At 72.5% G+C, this 17,408-nt stretch carries 17 protein-coding genes; 5 read left to right on the top strand and 12 right to left on the bottom strand.

Going from position 1 to position 17,408, the window contains the following annotated elements:
• Positions 1 to 61 precede the first annotated feature (61 nt).
• Positions 62 to 628, top strand: coding sequence for a hypothetical protein (locus ACIBG6_RS21230; RefSeq protein WP_399224139.1), 567 nt, complete (start codon positions 62 to 64; stop codon positions 626 to 628).
• A 26-nt stretch (positions 629 to 654) separates the two neighbouring features.
• Here ACIBG6_RS21230 and ACIBG6_RS21235 read toward each other — a convergent pair whose 3' ends face one another.
• From ACIBG6_RS21235 to ACIBG6_RS21260, 6 genes are all read right to left on the bottom strand, one after another.
• Positions 655 to 828 (bottom strand): hypothetical protein, encoded by a 174-nt coding sequence (locus ACIBG6_RS21235; RefSeq protein ID WP_399224140.1) that lies wholly within the window; start codon positions 826 to 828, stop codon positions 655 to 657.
• A 144-nt stretch (positions 829 to 972) separates the two neighbouring features.
• Positions 973 to 1,473, bottom strand: a complete 501-nt coding sequence (gene tsaE, locus ACIBG6_RS21240) for a tRNA (adenosine(37)-N6)-threonylcarbamoyltransferase complex ATPase subunit type 1 TsaE (protein WP_317598447.1) — start codon at positions 1,471 to 1,473, stop codon at positions 973 to 975.
• A gap of 10 nt (positions 1,474 to 1,483) precedes the next feature.
• Positions 1,484 to 2,689 (bottom strand): alpha/beta fold hydrolase, encoded by a 1,206-nt coding sequence (locus ACIBG6_RS21245; protein WP_399224141.1) that lies wholly within the window; start codon positions 2,687 to 2,689, stop codon positions 1,484 to 1,486.
• 10 nt (positions 2,690 to 2,699) lie between these two features.
• Positions 2,700 to 3,854, bottom strand: a complete 1,155-nt coding sequence (gene alr / locus ACIBG6_RS21250) for an alanine racemase (RefSeq protein ID WP_399224142.1) — start codon at positions 3,852 to 3,854, stop codon at positions 2,700 to 2,702.
• A 20-nt stretch (positions 3,855 to 3,874) separates the two neighbouring features.
• Complete coding sequence (locus ACIBG6_RS21255; protein WP_399224516.1) at positions 3,875 to 4,705, bottom strand: L,D-transpeptidase family protein; 831 nt, start codon at positions 4,703 to 4,705, stop codon at positions 3,875 to 3,877.
• Positions 4,706 to 5,198: 493 nt separating this feature from the next.
• Positions 5,199 to 6,689, bottom strand: coding sequence for an NAD(P)H-hydrate dehydratase (locus ACIBG6_RS21260; protein ID WP_399224143.1), 1,491 nt, complete (start codon positions 6,687 to 6,689; stop codon positions 5,199 to 5,201).
• A 140-nt stretch (positions 6,690 to 6,829) separates the two neighbouring features.
• Here ACIBG6_RS21260 and ACIBG6_RS21265 point away from each other — a divergent pair, with 140 nt between their 5' ends.
• A complete protein-coding gene (locus ACIBG6_RS21265) occupies positions 6,830 to 7,423 on the top strand; it encodes a hypothetical protein (protein ID WP_399224144.1) in 594 nt (197 codons plus the stop codon).
• Positions 7,420 to 8,952, top strand: coding sequence for a hypothetical protein (locus ACIBG6_RS21270; protein WP_399224145.1), 1,533 nt, complete (start codon positions 7,420 to 7,422; stop codon positions 8,950 to 8,952). Before ACIBG6_RS21265 ends, ACIBG6_RS21270 begins: the two co-directional genes overlap by 4 nt.
• 109 nt (positions 8,953 to 9,061) lie before the next feature.
• On the opposite strand, the gene ACIBG6_RS21275 is transcribed toward ACIBG6_RS21270, so the two are convergent.
• The 3 genes from ACIBG6_RS21275 to ACIBG6_RS21285 form a co-directional block, all read right to left on the bottom strand.
• Positions 9,062 to 9,430 (bottom strand): holo-ACP synthase, encoded by a 369-nt coding sequence (locus ACIBG6_RS21275; RefSeq protein WP_399224146.1) that lies wholly within the window; start codon positions 9,428 to 9,430, stop codon positions 9,062 to 9,064.
• Positions 9,431 to 9,437: 7 nt separating this feature from the next.
• Positions 9,438 to 11,285 carry a glutamine--fructose-6-phosphate transaminase (isomerizing) gene (glmS, locus tag ACIBG6_RS21280; protein ID WP_399224147.1) on the bottom strand — a complete coding sequence of 616 codons (1,848 nt, stop codon included), beginning with the start codon at positions 11,283 to 11,285 and terminating at the stop codon, positions 9,438 to 9,440.
• Positions 11,286 to 11,404: 119 nt separating this feature from the next.
• A complete protein-coding gene (locus tag ACIBG6_RS21285) occupies positions 11,405 to 12,166 on the bottom strand; it encodes a hypothetical protein (protein ID WP_399224148.1) in 762 nt (253 codons plus the stop codon).
• Positions 12,167 to 12,384: 218 nt separating this feature from the next.
• On the opposite strand from ACIBG6_RS21285, the gene coaA reads away from it, so the two are divergent.
• Both coaA and ACIBG6_RS21295 read left to right on the top strand, forming a co-directional pair.
• Positions 12,385 to 13,422: a type I pantothenate kinase gene (gene coaA, locus ACIBG6_RS21290; protein WP_399224149.1), complete on the top strand. Its 1,038-nt coding sequence runs from the start codon at positions 12,385 to 12,387 to the stop codon at positions 13,420 to 13,422.
• Between the two features lie 18 nt (positions 13,423 to 13,440).
• Positions 13,441 to 14,400, top strand: a complete 960-nt coding sequence (locus tag ACIBG6_RS21295) for a DUF389 domain-containing protein (protein WP_399224150.1) — start codon at positions 13,441 to 13,443, stop codon at positions 14,398 to 14,400.
• Between the two features lie 85 nt (positions 14,401 to 14,485).
• On the opposite strand, the gene glmM is transcribed toward ACIBG6_RS21295, so the two are convergent.
• The 3 genes from glmM to rplM form a co-directional block, all read right to left on the bottom strand.
• Positions 14,486 to 15,844 (bottom strand): phosphoglucosamine mutase, encoded by a 1,359-nt coding sequence (glmM, locus tag ACIBG6_RS21300; RefSeq protein WP_399224151.1) that lies wholly within the window; start codon positions 15,842 to 15,844, stop codon positions 14,486 to 14,488.
• Positions 15,845 to 15,978: 134 nt separating this feature from the next.
• A complete protein-coding gene (rpsI, locus tag ACIBG6_RS21305; RefSeq protein ID WP_015035601.1) occupies positions 15,979 to 16,491 on the bottom strand; it encodes a 30S ribosomal protein S9 in 513 nt (170 codons plus the stop codon).
• Between the two features lie 44 nt (positions 16,492 to 16,535).
• The gene (gene rplM, locus ACIBG6_RS21310) at positions 16,536 to 16,979 is read right to left on the bottom strand and encodes a 50S ribosomal protein L13 (protein WP_376412992.1); all 444 of its coding nucleotides are present in this window, start codon (positions 16,977 to 16,979) and stop codon (positions 16,536 to 16,538) included.
• Positions 16,980 to 17,408 lie beyond the last annotated feature (429 nt).

The raw sequence follows: 17,408 nt of genomic DNA on the forward strand, positions 1-17,408 counted from the left end.
CCCCCGGGGGCACCGGCTGCTACCGTCACCCTTCGATACGTTCGTACGAGAGGTGGGCACGGTGGCAAGGAGCAGCTCGGGATTCGTGGCCGGGCTCACCGCGGCGGCCGTCGTCGCGGTCGGCGTCCTCGCGTACCAGGCCTCGGCGAGCGCCCCCACCGATCTGGCGGCGAAGCCGAAGGCGCCGGGCACGAGCCCCCCCTCCGTGTCGCCGAGCGGCGGTCCGAAGCAGCCGGTGAAGAACCCGCTGACGGTCCCGGCGGGCTCCGGCACCGGTGAGCGGGTCGTGTACGCGCTCGCCGACCGCCGGGTGTGGCTGGTGGACGGCAAGGGCAAGGCCACCCGGACGTTCACGGTGATGCCGAGCACGGTGGACCCGCTGCCGGGCGCCTACACGGTGACCTCGCGCTCGGGCTCGGTGCGCGGCTCGGACGGGGTGCAGATCGAGCACGTGGTGCGGTTCGCGACGGCCCAGGACGTGGCGATCGGCTTCAGCGCGGCGGTGGACGGCTCGACGCCGACGCCGGACCCGTCGAAGAAGACCGGCGGCATCCGGATGAAGCGGGCGGACGGGGACGCGCTGTGGACGTTCGCGTCGATCGGCGCGAAGGTCGTCGTCGTCGCCTGAGCATCCCTGATCCGCCGGGGCGGGCCCTAGGCGGCTTCGTCCCGCCGTACGACGTCCTCGTCCCCGCCCTCGGCCTGCTCGGGCCCGGGGCGGCGCGGCGGAGTGGACAGGGCGCGCGCCGCGGCACAGGACGCCAGCAGCTCGCCCATCGAGACGTGGTCCCGGTCGTGTCCCGCTTCCGCGCGATGTGGCGTGGCCATGCATGCCTCCCGTAGGTTAGGTACACCTAACCAGTTCGTGCATCCATGTCACCACGGCACGTACGGCCCACGCAATATCTTCCCGACACGTTGTCGGAAGCTCCTACGATCAGACGTACGCCACGGCGCCCGGAACGCCTGCCGTCAGCCCAGATCGAGGTCCTCGTCGGCCCAGCGCGACCCGATCCCGCGCAGCACGACCGTGCGCCGGTCGTCGTCGGTGTCGCCGGTCAGCCGGTGGATGAGGACGTGCAGCCGGTCGTCGGTCAACTCCTCGACCTTGCCGTCACCCCACTCCACGACCACCACGGACTCGGGCAGCGAGACGTCCAGGTCGAGGTCCTCCATCTCGTCGAGACCGCCGCCGAGGCGGTACGCGTCGACGTGCACCAGGGCCGGCCCGCCGACCAGGGACGGATGGACGCGGGCGATGACGAACGTCGGGGACGTGACCGCGCCCCGCACGCCGAGGCCCTCGCCGAGGCCGCGCGTCAGGGTGGTCTTCCCGGCGCCGAGCTCGCCGGTGAGCATGACGAGGTCGCCGGGCCGGAGGAGTTTCGCGAGCCGGCGGCCGAGGTCCCCCATCTGCTCGGGGGAGTCGATGGCGAGGGTGGCGCCGGAGACGGGCGGGTGCGCTGCTTCCATAACCGCCAACCTAACTCTTGCCGGCGTCCGTCCTCACCGTCGCCGGCCCGGGGACGGCACCGGCCCGTACGAGCAGGTCGGCCAGACGGTCGGTGACGGCCTCGGGGTGCTCCAGCATCACCAGGTGGCCGCCGTCCGGGACGATGACCAGCTCCGCGTCGGGCAGCAGATCGGCGATGGCCTCGGTGTGCGAGCTGGGGGTGACGAGGTCGTTGTCCCCGGCGAGCGCGAGCACCGGCAGCTCCAGCTCGGCGAAGGCGGTGAGGGCGGCGGCCTTGTCGTGCTCGGCGAAGGCCGGGTAGAACGCGGCGACGACGTCGATCGGGGTCGACTCGATCATCCGCTCCGCGAAGCGGGCGACCGCCGGGTCCACGTCCTTCGACGCGAACGAGTACTTCTTGATCAGCCCGGCGAACAGGTCCGCCGTCGCCCGGCGCCCGCGCTCGACCAGCTCCGCCTGGGAGCCGAGCGCCCGCAGCACCCCGGGCAGGACCCACCGGACGGCGTTGACGCCGGCGAGCGGCAGCCCGTACGACACCTCGGCCAGGTTTCCGGCGGAGGTGCCGACGAAGGCGACCCCGACGACCCGGTCGCGGACGAACTCCGGGTACTGCTCGGCGAGCGCCATCACCGTCATGCCGCCCATCGAGTGGCCGACGAGGACGAGCGGGCCTTCGGGCGCGGCGACGTCGAGGACGGCCTTGAGGTCGCGGCCCAGCTGCTCGATGGTGACGGGCACCCCGTCGGGGCCGGACTGGGCGACGCCGTGGCCGGAGCGGCCGTGGCTGCGCTGGTCCCAGTGGACGGTGCGGACGAGACCGCGGAGCGCGGCCCGCTGGAAGTGCCAGGAGTCCTGGTTGAGGCAGTAGCCGTGGCTGAAGACCACGGTGGCGGGGACGGGCTCCTTGCGCCCGAAGAGCCGGCGGCGGCGGCGACCGCCGGACGTGTCGGCCTCGGCCTCCCCCGCCTCCCCCGCCTCGTCGACCTCGTCGACCTCGTAGTAGAGGACGGTCGAGTCGTCGGCGAGCGCGCGGCCGGAGGTGCCGCGGAGGCTGCCGTACGGGCCGGTGGCGTCCAGGGCGAGCCGGGCCTTCTGCCGGACGGAGCGACCGACCGTGAGCCGCTCGACGGCGACTCCGGCGGCGGCGCCCGCGGCGAGGACGCCTATCGCGGCGCCGGCGAACCCGGCCCGCCGCCAACTCTTCGACTCGCCCACGGGAACCCCTCTACGTCTGTTCGTCCAGGTAGACGCGCGGGACGCGCGCGCCGATCCGGGTGACGATCTCGTACGCGATGGTGTCGGCGGCCACGGCCCAGTCCTCGGCGGTCGGCTCACCCCGGTCGCCGGGGCCGAAGAGCACGGCCTCGGTGCCCGGCTCGGGGGTGTCCCCGCCGAGGTCGACGACGAACTGGTCCATGGCGACGCGCCCGGCGACCGTACGGACGGTGTCGCCGACGAGGACGGGCCCGCGCCCGGACGCGTGCCGGGGAACGCCGTCGGCGTACCCGAGCGGCACGAGACCGAGCGTGGTCTCGTCCCCGGTGACGTAGTGGTGCCCGTAACTCACCCCGTGCCCGGCGGGCACGTGCTTGACGAGCGCGACGCTCGCCTTGAGCGACATGACGGGCCGGAGCCCCAGCTCGGCGGAGGTGCCGAGCTCGGGGCTGGGCGAGACGCCGTACAGGGCGATGCCGGGCCGGACCAGGTCGAAGTGGGCCTCGGGCAGGGTGAGGGTGGCCGGCGAGTTCGCGATGTGCCGGACCTCGGGCCGGACGCCGGCCTTCTCGGCGTGGTCGAGCATCGCGCGGAACACATCGAGCTGGGCGGCGATGGAGGGGTGGTGGGGCTCGTCGGCGCAGGCGAGGTGCGACCAGAGCCCGGTGACCTTGACGAGCCCGTCGACCTCGGCCTTCAGCGCGGCGCCGACCAGCTCGGGCCAGTCGGCGGGCTGACAGCCGTTGCGCCCGAGCCCGGTATCGGCCTTGAGCTGGATACGCGCCGTCTTCCCGGTCGCTCGCGCGGCCTCGACGACCTCCTCCAAGGCCCACATCCCGCTCACGGACATGTCGAGCCCGGCCTCGATGCCCTGGTCCCAGGGGTCGCCGGGGGTCCAGAGCCAGCACATGACGGGGACGTCGGTGATCCCGGCGGCGCGCAGGGCGAGCGCCTCGTGCGGGGTGGCCGTGCCGAGCCAGTCCGCGCCCGCGTCCAGGGCGGCGCGGGCACAGCGCACGGCGCCGTGTCCGTACGCGTCGGCCTTGACCACGGCCATGATCCGGACGTGGGGGGCGACGCGGGCGCGCAGCGTGCGGACGTTCGCACGCAGCGCGCCGAGGTCGATCTCGGCGCGGGCTCTGCGGGGCGGAGGTGTCTCAGTCATCGCGCCCAGTCTCTCAGGTGTCAGCCACCGGGCCGCTTCCCCCAGATGTAGACCCGGTCACCCTTGCGCAGGACGTCCCAGAGTTTCCCGGCGTTGCCGTAGCTGAGATTGACGCAGCCCCGGCTGCCGGTGGGCGTGGCGATCTGCCCGTAGACGGCGTGGAAGGCCTGGCCGCCGCTGAAGAACTGGGAGTAGGGCATGGGGGTGTTGTAGATGGACGACCAGTGGTCCTTGTGACGCCAGTAGACGGTGTGCCACCCGGTCCGTGTCGCATACCCGGCCCGCCCACTCCGCACATTCACGACCGGGAACGTCACCTTCTTGTCCTTCCGCACCCACATGAGCTGCCGGTCGAGATCGACGCAGGCCACGGCGTACTTCTTGACGGGGCAGCGCCGCCCCGGGTCGAGGTTCTTCCGCGCGGCGAGCAACTCGGCCCGGGCCCAGGTGACGGGCCCGGCGTACCCGATGGCGGGCTTGATCTTCTCCTTCACCTGAAAGGCCCTGATGGCCCTGCAGTCGGCGGCCGACTGCTTCCCGTCGACCGTCAGCCTGAGCAGCCGCTCGACCTGCCGCTGATAGGTCCCGGTGGTGGCGGTGCAGGCGGCCCCGACGGCACTCCGCGGCAGAAACTCGACCAACTCGTCCACGCCCCCCTCCGGCTCGGGCACGGGAACGTCCCCCTGGGACTGCAGCGGAGGCAGCACCTGATCGGGCGTATCCATCGGATACTCGGCCCGCCCACCCCCGGGCACCCCGGGCACGAGCGGCTCGACGGAGTCGGGGGCGGACGAGTCGGGTACGGGCTCGGGCGAGTCGGGTACGGGCTCGGGCGAGTCGGCGGCGGGCAAGTCGGGTACGGGCTCGGGCTCGGGCTCGGCCGAGGGGGAATCGGCGGCGGGCTCGGGCGAGTCGGCGGCGGGCGCGAGGGGCTGAGGCGTATCGGCGAGGGCCGCCGTCGGCCCGAAGGCGAGGACGGTGGCGAGGGCGAACAACAGCGGCGCGGTACGACTTCTCCAACTGATCACCCCACCCACCCAATCCCCGCGGCGCGCTCCCAGCGCGCCGGATCCCACGGCCGGTCCAACGGGTTCGCCCGACTGGCCGCCGCCCGAACCCACCACAGCGCACGCCGTGGAGCACCGGGGCGGGTGCCGCCCCCGACAGGGGCGCCGCGAAGCGTGCGCCCCCGGGCGGGACCGATCCCACGCACCGCGCCGCGCAGCGGGCGCACGCGCCCGGCTGGGGTCCGGGGGCGCAGCCCCCGGGAAACAACTCCCCCACCCCCACCAGCCCCCGGCAGGGTTTCGGGAAGGGGCGGGGTGGGGGAAAGACCCGCCCCGCCTACGACACCGGCGCCACCACGTCCCGCCACGCCCCCCGCAGGGACTCCGCCACCTCGCCCGCCGTCACCGGCCCCGCACCACCCCCCGCAGTCCGACCACCCCCCGGGCCCCCCGCACTCCCCGACGCCCGCCGCGCCGCCAACCCGTGCAGGTACGCCGCCGCCGACGCCGCCTCCACCACCGGCAGCCCCGCCGCCAGCAGCGACCCCGCGAGACCCGACAGGACGTCCCCGCTCCCGGCCGTCGCCAGCCACGGCGTGCCCGTCGCGTTCACCCGTACGGGCCCGCCGCCCGGCCCGCACACCAGCGTCGTCGACCCCTTGAGCAGCACCGTCGCCCCGAACCGCCCCGCCAGCTCCCGTACCGCCGTGAGCCGTCCCGCCTCGACTTCCTCGCGGGCGACGCCCAGCAGCGCCGCCGCCTCCCCCGCGTGGGGGGTGAGCAGGGTCGATGCGGGGCGACGGGCCCGTACCGCCGCCGGGTCGAGGCCCCGCAGACCGTCGGCGTCGACGAGGACCGGCACGTCGGAGGCGAGGACCTCGGCGACCGCGACGACGGGCCCGGGCCCCTCGCCGAGCCCGGGCCCGACGACCCACGCCTGCACCCGCCCGGCCTTCTCCGGCCGCCCGGAGTGCACCAGCGTCTCCGGGTACCGCGCGAGCACCGCGTCCCCCGCGGGCCCGACGTACCGCACGGCCCCCGCCCCGCCCCGCAGCGCCCCCGCCACCGCGAGGACCGCCGCGCCCGGGTAGCGGGTGGAGCCGGCGACGACGCCGAGGACCCCGCGCCGGTACTTGTCGCTCTCGGCGCCCGGCACGGGCAGCAGCCGCGCGACGTCCTCGTGCTGGAGGGCCTCCGTCTCCGGCACCCCGGGGAGGTAGGGGCCGAGCCCGATGTCGACGAGCCGCAGCGCCCCCGCGTACTCCCGCGCCGGGTCGACGAGCAGCCCGGGCTTGTACGTCCCGAAGGTCACCGTCACGTCGGCACGCAGCGCCTCCCCCGTCACCTCGCCCGTGTCGGCGTCGACGCCGCTCGGCAGGTCGACGGCGACGACGACCGCGTCGGAGCCGCGCGCGGCCCGGGCGACGGGGACGGCGTCGGGCCGGAGCCCGCCCTGCCCCCCGATGCCGGTGATGCCGTCGAGGACGAGGTCGGCGACGGCGAGCGCCTCGAAGGGGTCGTCGGCGATCCGCCCGCCCGCCGCCCGGAGCGCGGCGAGCCCGCCCTCGTGGGCGCGCTCCCCGAGCAGTACGGCCGTGACGCCGGCCCCCCGCCGGGCGAGCCGGGCGCCGGCGTACAGGGCGTCGCCGCCGTTGTCGCCGCTGCCGACGAGCAGCACGACCCTCGCCCCGTACACCCGCGGCAGCAACCCGGCGCAGGCGGCGGCGAGTCCGGCGGCGGCCCGCTGCATCAGGGCGCCTTCCGGGAGGCGGGCCTTGAGTGCGGCCTCGGCGGCCCGGACGGTCTCCACGCGGTGAGCGGTACGCATGCCCAGCAGTCTGCCGCAGTCCTCGGCCGCTCGCCCGGAGCGCCCAAGCGCCTGCCCGAGGAGGAGGGTTGACGCCCCCTCACCGATCAACTTAGGTTTGCCTTACCTAACTAGCCACCGCCTGGAAAGGCAGCTTCGCCATGCGCACGAGCCCCCACACCCGCAACCACCGCACCACCCGCACCCTCGCCCGCACCGCCCTCACCCTCGCCTCCGCCGCCGCCCTCACCGTCGGCCTCGCCGGCGCCGCCTCCGCGGCCACCGCCGGCCGCACCGTCACCGACGGCACCCGCACCTACAACCTCTCCCTCACCGCCCCGAACACCGCCGCCGCGACCGGCACCAACGTCACCGTCACCGGCTCCGGCTACAACCCCGACCAGGGCGTCTACGTGGGTCTCTGCGCGATACCCGCGGGGGTGAACACCGCGGACCCGACCACCTGGAACAGCAAGCCCACCCCCTGCCTCGGCGGCCAGGACGAGACCGGCACCACCGGCGCCTCCCACTGGGTGAACAGCGACTGGTACTGGATGTCCCCGTCCAACTCCTCCCCCTTCACCGAGTCCGGCGGCCTCGGCTCCTTCTCCGTCCAGATCCACGTCAAGGCCAAGATCTCCGACACCGTCACCTGCGGCCAGGCGGGCGTGACCTGCGCGATCGTCACCCGCGCGGACCACTTCGACAGCTCCGACCGGAAGTACGACGTCTACGTGCCGGTGACCTTCCAGTGAGAACCACCCTCCTGACGGCCGCCGCCGTGCTCGTCCTCGCGAGCACGGCGGCGACGCCGCCACCACACCTCCCCGAGAACCTCCCCGAGAACCTCTCCGAAACCCTCCACGAGAACCTCCGCACCCTCACCCCGCCCTCCGGCAGCGCCCTGGACGCCGAGGTCGACCCGGCCGCCGACCGCCTCTACGTCAGCAGCAGCGACGGCACGGCCCACCGCCTCACGGCCTACGACACCGCGACCGGAACCCCCGTCGGCGACCCCGTCGAACTCCCGGCCCCGGCCACGGTGATGGCCCTCGGCGCCGGCGGCACGCTCCACCTCGGCCTGTCGACCCGTATCGCCGCCTACGACACCGCGAGCCGCGCCCTCACCGACCACCGCATCGCGATCGACGGCAGCGTCACCCACCTCGCCGCCGACCCGGGGCAGGGACGGCTGTACGTCGGCAACCAGGCCGCCAAATCGGTGACGGTGTACGACACGGCCACCGGCACGCCCGTGGGCGGCCCCGTCGTCCTCCCCTTCCACCCGGCCGGACTCGCCGTCGACACCACCCACCACACCGGGTACGCGACCTACGTCGGCGGCGCCGTCGAGAACGGCTCCGTCGTCTACCGCAACGTCCTCAACGCCGTCGACGGCACCACCGGCCGCCTCACGGGCACGGTCAGCCTCGGCACGACCGCCCTCGGCAGCATGGGCGTCACCGTCGACCCGGTGGACCGCACGGGATACGTGGCCAACCTGGCCGCGGGTACGGTCTCGGTCGTCGATCTGGAGGAGCGGGAGGTCACCGGCACGGTCGCCGTCGACGGCAACCCGAAGGCCCTCGCGTACGACCCGGGGACCGCGACCCTGTACGCGGCGCGGACCGGCGCCTCGTCCGTGGCGGTGGTCGACCCGGCGAAGGGCGAGGTGACGGAGACGATCACGACGGGCGAACGGCCCGCGGCGCTCGCCCTGGACCCGGAGGAGCACACGCTCTACACGGTGGCGGGCGGAGCGGTCACCCAGACGGTACGGAAGGCACCTCCGGAACCGACCCCGGAGCCCACCCCGACGGAAACGAACGAACCGACCCCGGACCCGACGGACCCGACGGACCCGACGGACCCGACGGACCCGACGACCACGGAGCCAACACCGACGGAACCGACGCCGACAGAACCGACACCGACCGCGACCACCCCCACGACCGCCCCGACTCCGGAACAGACCCCGACGCCCTCGGAGTCCACGACGGCGACGGAAACGGCGACCGCGACCACACCGCCACCCGGAACAACGGCACCACCCTCGACCCCAGACACCACCGAAGCCACCACCCCTGACACCGACACCACCACCAACACCAACACCAACACCAACACCACCCCCAACGGAGGAGCCGCCGCCGGCCTCGCCACCACCGGCAGCCGCGTCCTCCCCGTCACCCTCGCGGCAGCGAGCCTCGCCGCCCTGGGCGGCGCGGCCCTCGTCCTCTCCCGCCGCCGCAGAGCGACAGCAGCCGAGGACGACACCCCCTAGACGCGCGCGGCACACGCAACCTGTCGCCGGCCCTGGCAGTCGCGCGCCACACGGCCCGGGGCCCGACCGTGGAAACGGCCGGGCCCCGGGCTCGTACATCCCGAGAGGATCACGCCTCGGCGATCACCACCGCCGACGCCACCCCCGCGTCATGGCTCAGCGAGACGTGCCAGCGCTTCACGCCCAGCTCCGCCGCCCGCGCCGCCACCGTCCCGCACACCCGCAGCCGCGGCTGCCCGGTCTCCTCGACGTACACCTCGGCGTCCGTCCAGTGCAGCCCGCCCGGCGCGCCGAGCGCCTTCGCCAGCGCCTCCTTCGCGGCGAACCGCACCGCGAGCGAGGCCACCCCGCGCCGTTCGCCGCTGGGGAGCAGCAGCTCCCCCTCGACGAAGAGGCGCCGGAGCAGCCCCGGTGTGCGCTCGATCGACGCGCCGAAGCGGTCGATCTCCGCCACGTCGATCCCCACCCCAATGATCATTTCCCACTCACTCCACGGTCACCGACTTGGCCAGGTTGCGCGGCTGGTCGACCTCGTTGCCCCGCGCGGTGGCGAGCTCGCAGGCGAAGACCTGGAGCGGCACCGTGGAGACCAGCGGCTGGAGCAGCGTAGGCGTCGCGGGGATCCGGATGAGGTGGTCGGCGTACGGGACGACCTCCTCGTCGCCCTCCTCGGCGATCACGATGGTCCGCGCACCGCGGGCCCGGATCTCCTGGATGTTGGAGACGATCTTGTCGTGCAGGACGGAGCGGCCCTTGGGCGAGGGCACCACGACGACGACCGGCAGGTCCTCCTCGATGAGCGCGATCGGCCCGTGCTTGAGCTCTCCGGCCGCGAAGCCCTCGGCGTGCATGTACGCGAGCTCCTTGAGCTTCAGCGCGCCTTCCAGGGCCACCGGGTAGCCGACGTGCCGGCCGAGGAAGAGGACGGTGTTCTTGTGGGCCAGGGAGCGGGCGAGAGCGCGTACCGGCTCCATGGTCTCCAGGACCCGCTCGACCTCGTCGCCGATCCGCGCGAGCTCACGCACCACGGCGTGGATCTCGTCGCCCCACTTGGTGCCGCGCACCTGCCCGAGGTACAGCGCGAGCAGATAGCAGGCGACGAGCTGCGTGAGGAAGGCCTTCGTCGAGGCGACGGCGACCTCGGGCCCGGCGTGGGTGTACAGCACGGCGTCGGACTCACGCGGAATCGTCGACCCGTTCGTGTTGCACACGGCGAGGACCTTGGCGCCCTGCTCCCGGGCGTGCCGGAGCGCCATCAGCGTGTCCATGGTCTCGCCGGACTGCGAGATGGCGATGACCAGGGTCTTCTGTCCGAGGATCGGATCCCGGTAGCGGAACTCGCTGGCGAGCTCGACCTCGCAGGGGATGCGGGTCCAGTGCTCGATGGCGTACTTGGCGATGAGGCCGGCGTGGAAGGCGGTGCCGCAGGCGATGATGACGACCTTGTCGGCCTCGCGGAGCACGGCGTCGGGGATGCGCACCTCGTCGAGGGTGAGCCGGCCGGCCCCGTCGATCCGCCCGAGGAGGGTGTCGGCGACGGCCTTGGGCTGCTCGGCGATCTCCTTGAGCATGAAGTAGTCGTAGCCGCCCTTCTCGGCGGCGGAGGCGTCCCAGTCGACGTGGTAGGCCCGTACGTCGGCGGGCACTCCGTCGAAGTCGGTGACGGTGACGGCGTCCCGGGTGAGCTCGACGACCTGGTCCTGGCCGAGTTCGATCGCCGAGCGGGTGTGGGCGATGAAGGCGGACACGTCGGAGGCGAGGAAGTTCTCGCCCTCGCCGACGCCGACGACGAGCGGGGAGTTCCGGCGTGCGCCGACGACCACGTCGGGCTGGTCGGCGTGGACGGCGACCAGGGTGAAGGCCCCGTCGAGCCGGCGGCAGACGAGCCGCATGGCCTCCGCCAGGTCCCCGGCGGAGGAGAACTCCTCGGCGAGGAGGTGGGCGACGACCTCGGTGTCGGTCTCGGACGCCAGGTCGTGGCCGCGTTCGGCGAGCTCGGCGCGCAGGGCGGCGAAGTTCTCGATGATGCCGTTGTGGACGACGGCGACGCGCCCGGCGTTGTCCAGGTGCGGGTGCGCGTTGACGTCGGTCGGCCCGCCGTGGGTGGCCCACCGGGTGTGCCCGATGCCCACGGAGCCGCCGGCCAGCGGCCGGTCCTTGAGCTCCTTCTCCAGGTTGACGAGCTTGCCCGCCTTCTTGGCCGCGGCGAGTCCCCCGTCGGAGAGCACCGCGACACCGGCCGAGTCGTAGCCCCGGTATTCGAGCCGCTTGAGGCCCGCGACCACCACATCAAGCGCCGACTGCCCGCCGGCGTATCCCACGATTCCGCACATGTCGGAAGCCTAGGGCGGAAGGGGGCCGGAAGGCCGGAGTTCGGTCGGCCGCGCGTCGGCGGCCGACCGAACCCCGCCCCCCTGGAGGGTGATGCCGAAGGGTGGTGTCGAGGATGGTGTCAGCCGAGCTTGGCGACCTGCGCGTCGACGATGGTCTTCGGCAGGGCCTTGACCGTGCCGCCGAAGCTGAGCGTGGAGAACGAGGCCACGGTGTTGCCCTGGCGGAAGGCGACCAGCTTGGTGACCCAGGGCTTGCCGTCCACGTCGGTCGTGACCGTCCAGGCCAGCGACTCCTCACCCGCGGTCACCGTCTCCGGCGCGATCTTGGTGACCTTCGTCCGCTCGCCGCCGCCGATCAGCGTGAAGCCGCCCGCGCACTCCGTACCGGCCGTCTTCAGCGAGGCGAAGGCCTCCTGGGCGCCCTGCCCGTCGTACGAGCCGAGGGTCACGCCCGTCACCGGTGCCGTCAGCATCCCCAGGGCGTCCTCCGGCGAGGCCGACGCCCCTTCGGTCTTCGGCACCTCGATGGCCTTGCGCTGCGCGGACGCCGCCGGCTTCCCGGTGGCGATGTACGACATGGCGTGGGCGAGCGGCGTGCAGGCCGGCTTGTCGGCGGAGACCGCGGAGGCCAGGGCGATCTCCCCGGCCTTGGCCTTCTGCACCTGGTGGCCCGGCAGGTCGGCCTGCTCGACGATGAGCTTCTCCAGCGCGGCGGCGGACAGCGCCTTGGCGGGTGCGCTGCTCGTGGCGGAGGCGGAGGCGCTGGGAGCGGTCTCCTTGCCGCCGCCCTTGCCCTGGTCGCCGCTCTTCTCCCCGCCACCGCAGCCGGTGACGAGCAGCGCGAGGGAGACGGCGGTGGCGGCGACGGCGGCACTTCTCATGGACGTACGCATCGGTGGTGGCTCTCTGCTTCTCTTCGGGTGCTCTTCGTGTGCACTTCGGGTGCTTTTCGTGCCGCCTGGCGGCGGCTTCCCCCGCGTGAGACCCCGAGGACACGCGGCATGAGCATGATCGCCCTGCGGTAGCGGCCGGACAAAGGCTTTTGTCGCGTGACCGACCCCACGGCCCACGGAGGCCGCCGACCCACGACAATGGCGGGGTGATCACTTCGCCGCCACGAAGCGCCAACGGAGAAGGTCCCCGCGACGGCGCCGGGACCGGCAGCCCCCGGAACGGCACCGGCCATCGCCGCCCGTCCGAGGCGACCCCGTACGTCGACCTCACCCGAGCCGAGTGGAGCGACCTCCGCGACAAGACGCCCCTCCCCCTCAGCGCCGACGAGGTCGAGCGACTCCGCGGCCTCGGGGACGTCATCGACCTCGACGAGGTCCGGGACGTCTACCTCCCGCTCTCCCGCCTGCTCAACCTCTACGTGCAGGCCACCAGCGGCCTCCGCGGCGCCCTCAACACCTTCCTCGGCGAGAACGCGGAGCAGCGCGGCACGCCCTTCGTCATAGGAGTCGCCGGTTCCGTCGCCGTCGGCAAGTCGACGGTCTCCCGACTCCTCCAGGCCCTCCTCGCCCGCTGGCCGGAGCACCCGCGCGTGGAGCTGGTGACCACGGACGCCTTCCTCTACCCGATGGAGGAGCTGAAGGCGCGCGGCCTCATGGCCCGCAAGGGGTTCCCCGAGTCGTACGACCGCCGGGCGCTCACCCGGTTCGTCGCGGACATCAAGGCGGGCAAGGAGGAGGTCACGGCCCCGGTCTACTCGCACCTGATCTACGACCGCGTGCCCGGCGAGCGGCTCGTGGTCCGCCGCCCCGACATCCTCATCGTGGAGGGGCTGAACGTCCTCCAGCCGGCCCTGCCCGGCAAGGACGGCCGCACCCGCGTCGGTCTCGCCGACTACTTTGACTTCTCGGTGTACGTGGACGCGCGGCCGGAGGACATCGAGCGCTGGTACCTCAACCGCTTCCGCAAGCTGCGCGACACCGCGTTCCAGAACCCCTCCTCGTACTTCCAGCGGTACACGCAGGTCTCCGAGGAGGAGGCCCTCGACTACGCCCGCACGATGTGGCGGACCATCAACAAGGTCAACCTCCTGGAGAACGTGGCCCCGACGCGCGGCCGGGCCACCCTCGTCGTCCGCAAGGGACCCGACCACAAGGTGCAGCGGCTGAGCCTCCGCAAGCTCTGACCTCCGTAAGCTCTCCGCATGCTGCACCTCCGGTTGATCGTCCCGTCCGACCGCACGCAGGCCACCGTCGACCTCATCGAGTCGACGGTCGGCACCACACACCTGGTGGTGGTGCCGGCCGTAGCCCGGGACCCGGCCGGCGACGTCGTCATGTGCGACGTGGCCCGCGAGGCGGGCGACGAACTCCTGCGCGAGCTGCGTGAGCTGAAGATCGATCAGGACGGCTCGATCGCCGTCGAGGACATCGACCTCTCCCTCTCCAAGCGTGCCGACGACGCCGCGAAGGAGGCCCCTGGTGAGCCCGCGGACGCGGTGATCTGGGAGCAGCTGACGGGCGCGACACACGAGGAGTCGACGCTCTCGATCACGTACAGCGCGTTCATGATCCTGGCGACGATGATCGCGGCCTGCGGTGTCGTCCTCGACAACGCGATCCTGATCGTGGGCGCGATGGCGGTCGGCCCGGAGTTCGGTCCGCTCGCCGGGATCTGTACGGCGGCGGTGCGGCGCGCCCCGAAGCTGGCGGCGCGCTCGCTGATCGCGCTGCTCGTCGGCTTCGCGGTGGCCATCGTCGCCACGACGGTCTTCAGCCTGGGGATGGACGCGCTGGACCTGTTCAGCAGGGAGCAGCTGGACGCGGACCGCCCCAACACCAGCTTCATCTGGCAGCCAGACCCGTTCTCCTTCGTCGTGGCGCTGCTCGCGGGCGTGGCCGGCATGCTCTCGCTCACGTCCTCCAAGTCGGGCGCCCTGGTGGGCGTGGCGATCTCGGTGACGACGGTCCCGGCGGGCGCGAACGCGGCGGTGGCGCTCAGCTACGGCGAGATCGGCCAGATGTGGGGCTCGGTCGAGCAGCTGCTGCTCAACCTCCTCGGCATCATCCTGGCGGGAGTGCTGACCCTGTACGCCCAGAAGCTGCTGTGGCGCACCCAGCGCGGCCGCTGGCGGCGCGACGCGCAAGCGACCCCGAAGCCCTGAGGGGCCGGGAGAGAACGAGAAGAGCCCTGCCGCTCCCCATGGGTGCGACAGGGCCCTTCCTCTGCATGACGGTGCTTCAGAAAGGTTAGCCGAGCGCGGACTTCACGACGTCCGCCAGGCGCTGCGCGACCGCGCGGGCCTGCTCGATGTCGGCGGCCTCGACCATGACGCGGACGAGCGGCTCGGTGCCGGACGGGCGCAGCAGGACCCGGCCGGTGGCGCCGAGCTCCGTCTCGGCGGCGGTGACCGCGGCGGCGAGGTCGCCGGAGGTCTTCACGCGGGACTTGTCGACGTCCGGGACGTTGATGAGGATCTGCGGCAGACGCTCCATCACGCCGACGAGCTCCGCGAGGGACTTTCCGGTGGCGGCGATCCGGGCGGCGAGCATCAGGCCGGTCAGGGTGCCGTCGCCGGTGGTGGCATGGTCGAGCACGATGACGTGCCCGGACTGCTCGCCGCCGAGCGCGTAGCCGTGCTCCTTCATGGACTCCAGGACGTAACGGTCGCCGACCGCGGTCTGGACGAGGTTCAGGCCCTCGCGGTCCATGGCGAGCTTGAAGCCCAGGTTGGACATGACGGTCGCGACGACGGTGTCGCCGCGCAGCGTGCCGGCCTCGCGCATGGCGAGGGCGAGCACGGCGAGGATCTGGTCGCCGTCGACCTCGTTGCCCGCGGCGTCCACGGCGAGGCAGCGGTCGGCGTCGCCGTCGTGCGCGATGCCGAGGTCGGCGCCGTGCTCGACGACGGCGGCGCGGAGCAGCCCCAGGTGCGTGGAGCCGCAGCCGTCGTTGATGTTGAGGCCGTCCGGCTCGGCGCCGATGGTGACGACCTGGGCGCCGGCCCGGGTGAAGGCCTCGGGCGAGACGTGGGAGGCGGCGCCGTGGGCCTCGTCGAGGACGACCTTGAGACCGTCGAGACGGTTGGGGAGGACCGTGAGGAGGTGGGAGACGTACGTCTCGAAGCCCTCGTCGTAGTCGCGGACCCGGCCGACTCCGGCACCGGTCGGGCGCGCCCAGGGAGCGCCGGTGCGGTGCTCCTCGTACACGGACTCGATGCGGTCCTCGAGGTCGTCGGCGAGCTTGTGGCCGCCGCGGGCGAAGAACTTGATGCCGTTGTCGGGCATCGCGTTGTGGCTGGCGGAGAGCATCACGCCGAGGTCGGCGCCGAGGACGCCGGTGAGGTGGGCCACGGCGGGGGTGGGAAGGACGCCGACGCGCAGCACGTCGACACCGGCGCTGGCGAGACCCGCCACGACGGCCGCTTCCAGGAACTCTCCCGACGCACGCGGGTCCCGTCCGACCACGGCGGTCGGCCGATGGCCTTCGAAGGTGCCCGCTTCGGCGAGTACGTGCGCCGCCGCGACCGAGAGACCGAGCGCAAGCTCCGCCGTCAGGTCCGCGTTGGCGACGCCGCGCACGCCGTCCGTGCCGAAGAGTCGTCCCACAGCTGTCCTCCGAAAATACGTGCCCAAGCCGATGAAAGATGAACGTGAAGGTGAAAAAGGTTATGAAAAAACGTACGCCCCGACGGCACGGGCAGTGCCGCCGGGGCGTACGAAAACAGTCCGAGCAGGCGTGATTAACGCTTGCTGTACTGCGGGGCCTTACGGGCCTTCTTGAGACCGGCCTTCTTGCGCTCGACCGCACGGTCGTCGCGGGAAAGGAAGCCGGCCTTCTTCAGCGCCGGGCGGTTGTTCTCGACGTCCGCCTCGTTCAGCGCACGGGCCACACCGAGGCGCAGGGCGCCGGCCTGGCCGGAGACACCGCCACCCGCGATGCGGGCGATGACGTCGTAGCGGTTGTCGAGCTCGAGCACCTTGAAGGGCTCGTTGACTTCCTGCTGGTGCACCTTGTTGGGGAAGTAGTCCTCAAGGGTGCGACCGTTGATCTTCCACTTGCCGGTGCCCGGAACGATCCGGACGCGGGCGATGGCGTTCTTGCGACGGCCCAGGCCGGCGGCCGGCTGCGGGTCGCCGAAGCGCGACGCGAGCGACTCGGAGGTGTACTCACCCTCGACGAGCTCGGTCTCGGTGGTGTATTCCTCAACGCCCTCGAACTCGTCGACGGGGGTCTCGGGGGTGGTCTCGGCCACGATGCTCCTCAGATTTCTTTCGTTCTTAGGGGGTGTGGCCGGAACTACTGCGCGACCTGGGTGATCTCGAACGCAACCGGCTGCTGCGCAGCGTGCGGGTGGTTCGGGCCCGCGTAGACCTTCAGCTTCGAGAGCATCTGACGGCCCAGGGTGTTCTTGGGGATCATGCCCTTGATGGCCTTCTCGACGGCCTTCTCGGGGTTCTTCTCCAGCAGCTCGTCGTAACGGACGGAGCGGAGACCACCCGGGAAGCCGGAGTGGCGGTACGCCAGCTTCTGGGTCTTCTTGTTGCCGGACAGGTGGACCTTGTCAGCGTTGATGATGATGACGAAGTCGCCCATGTCCATGTGCGGGGCGTAGATCGGCTTGTGCTTGCCTCGGAGGAGGTTCGCAGCCGTGGTCGCCAGACGGCCCAGGACGATGTCCTGCGCGTCGATGATGTGCCACTGGCGAGTGACATCGCCGGGCTTGGGGCTGTACGTACGCACTTCGTAGCCTTCGCTTCTTCAGTGGATGGAGTCCAGACACACCTGAAGCGATCATGCAGCTTGGGCCTGCACTGCCGGGACGCTGCCCGTATGCGAGCCACTGGTAACTGCTCCAGGGAACCTGCGTAAGGGCCCTTCGTGTGAGAACGACGAAGCCAATACGCATAACAAACCGCAACAGTACCCGCGCCACCCGGGACGGGTCAAAACGCGCCGACCGGGCCGACCTACCGGGCCCGCTCGACCCGTCGCTCGACCAATCCCCGACGCCGAGCTCGCACGACTCGGCCCCAAGGGGCCTCTCCGGCGTCGCACGGCTGCGCCGGACTCCGTCCGCCGACCGAAGCCCGAACCCGCCGCCGACCGCCCGAGGTCACCGCGCCCGCTCGACCCGCCGCTCGTCCCACACCGGCTCCGTCGACCTCTCCC

This window comes from Streptomyces sp. NPDC050842 (assembly GCF_044456565.1).
GTDB lineage: Bacteria > Actinomycetota > Actinomycetes > Streptomycetales > Streptomycetaceae > Streptomyces.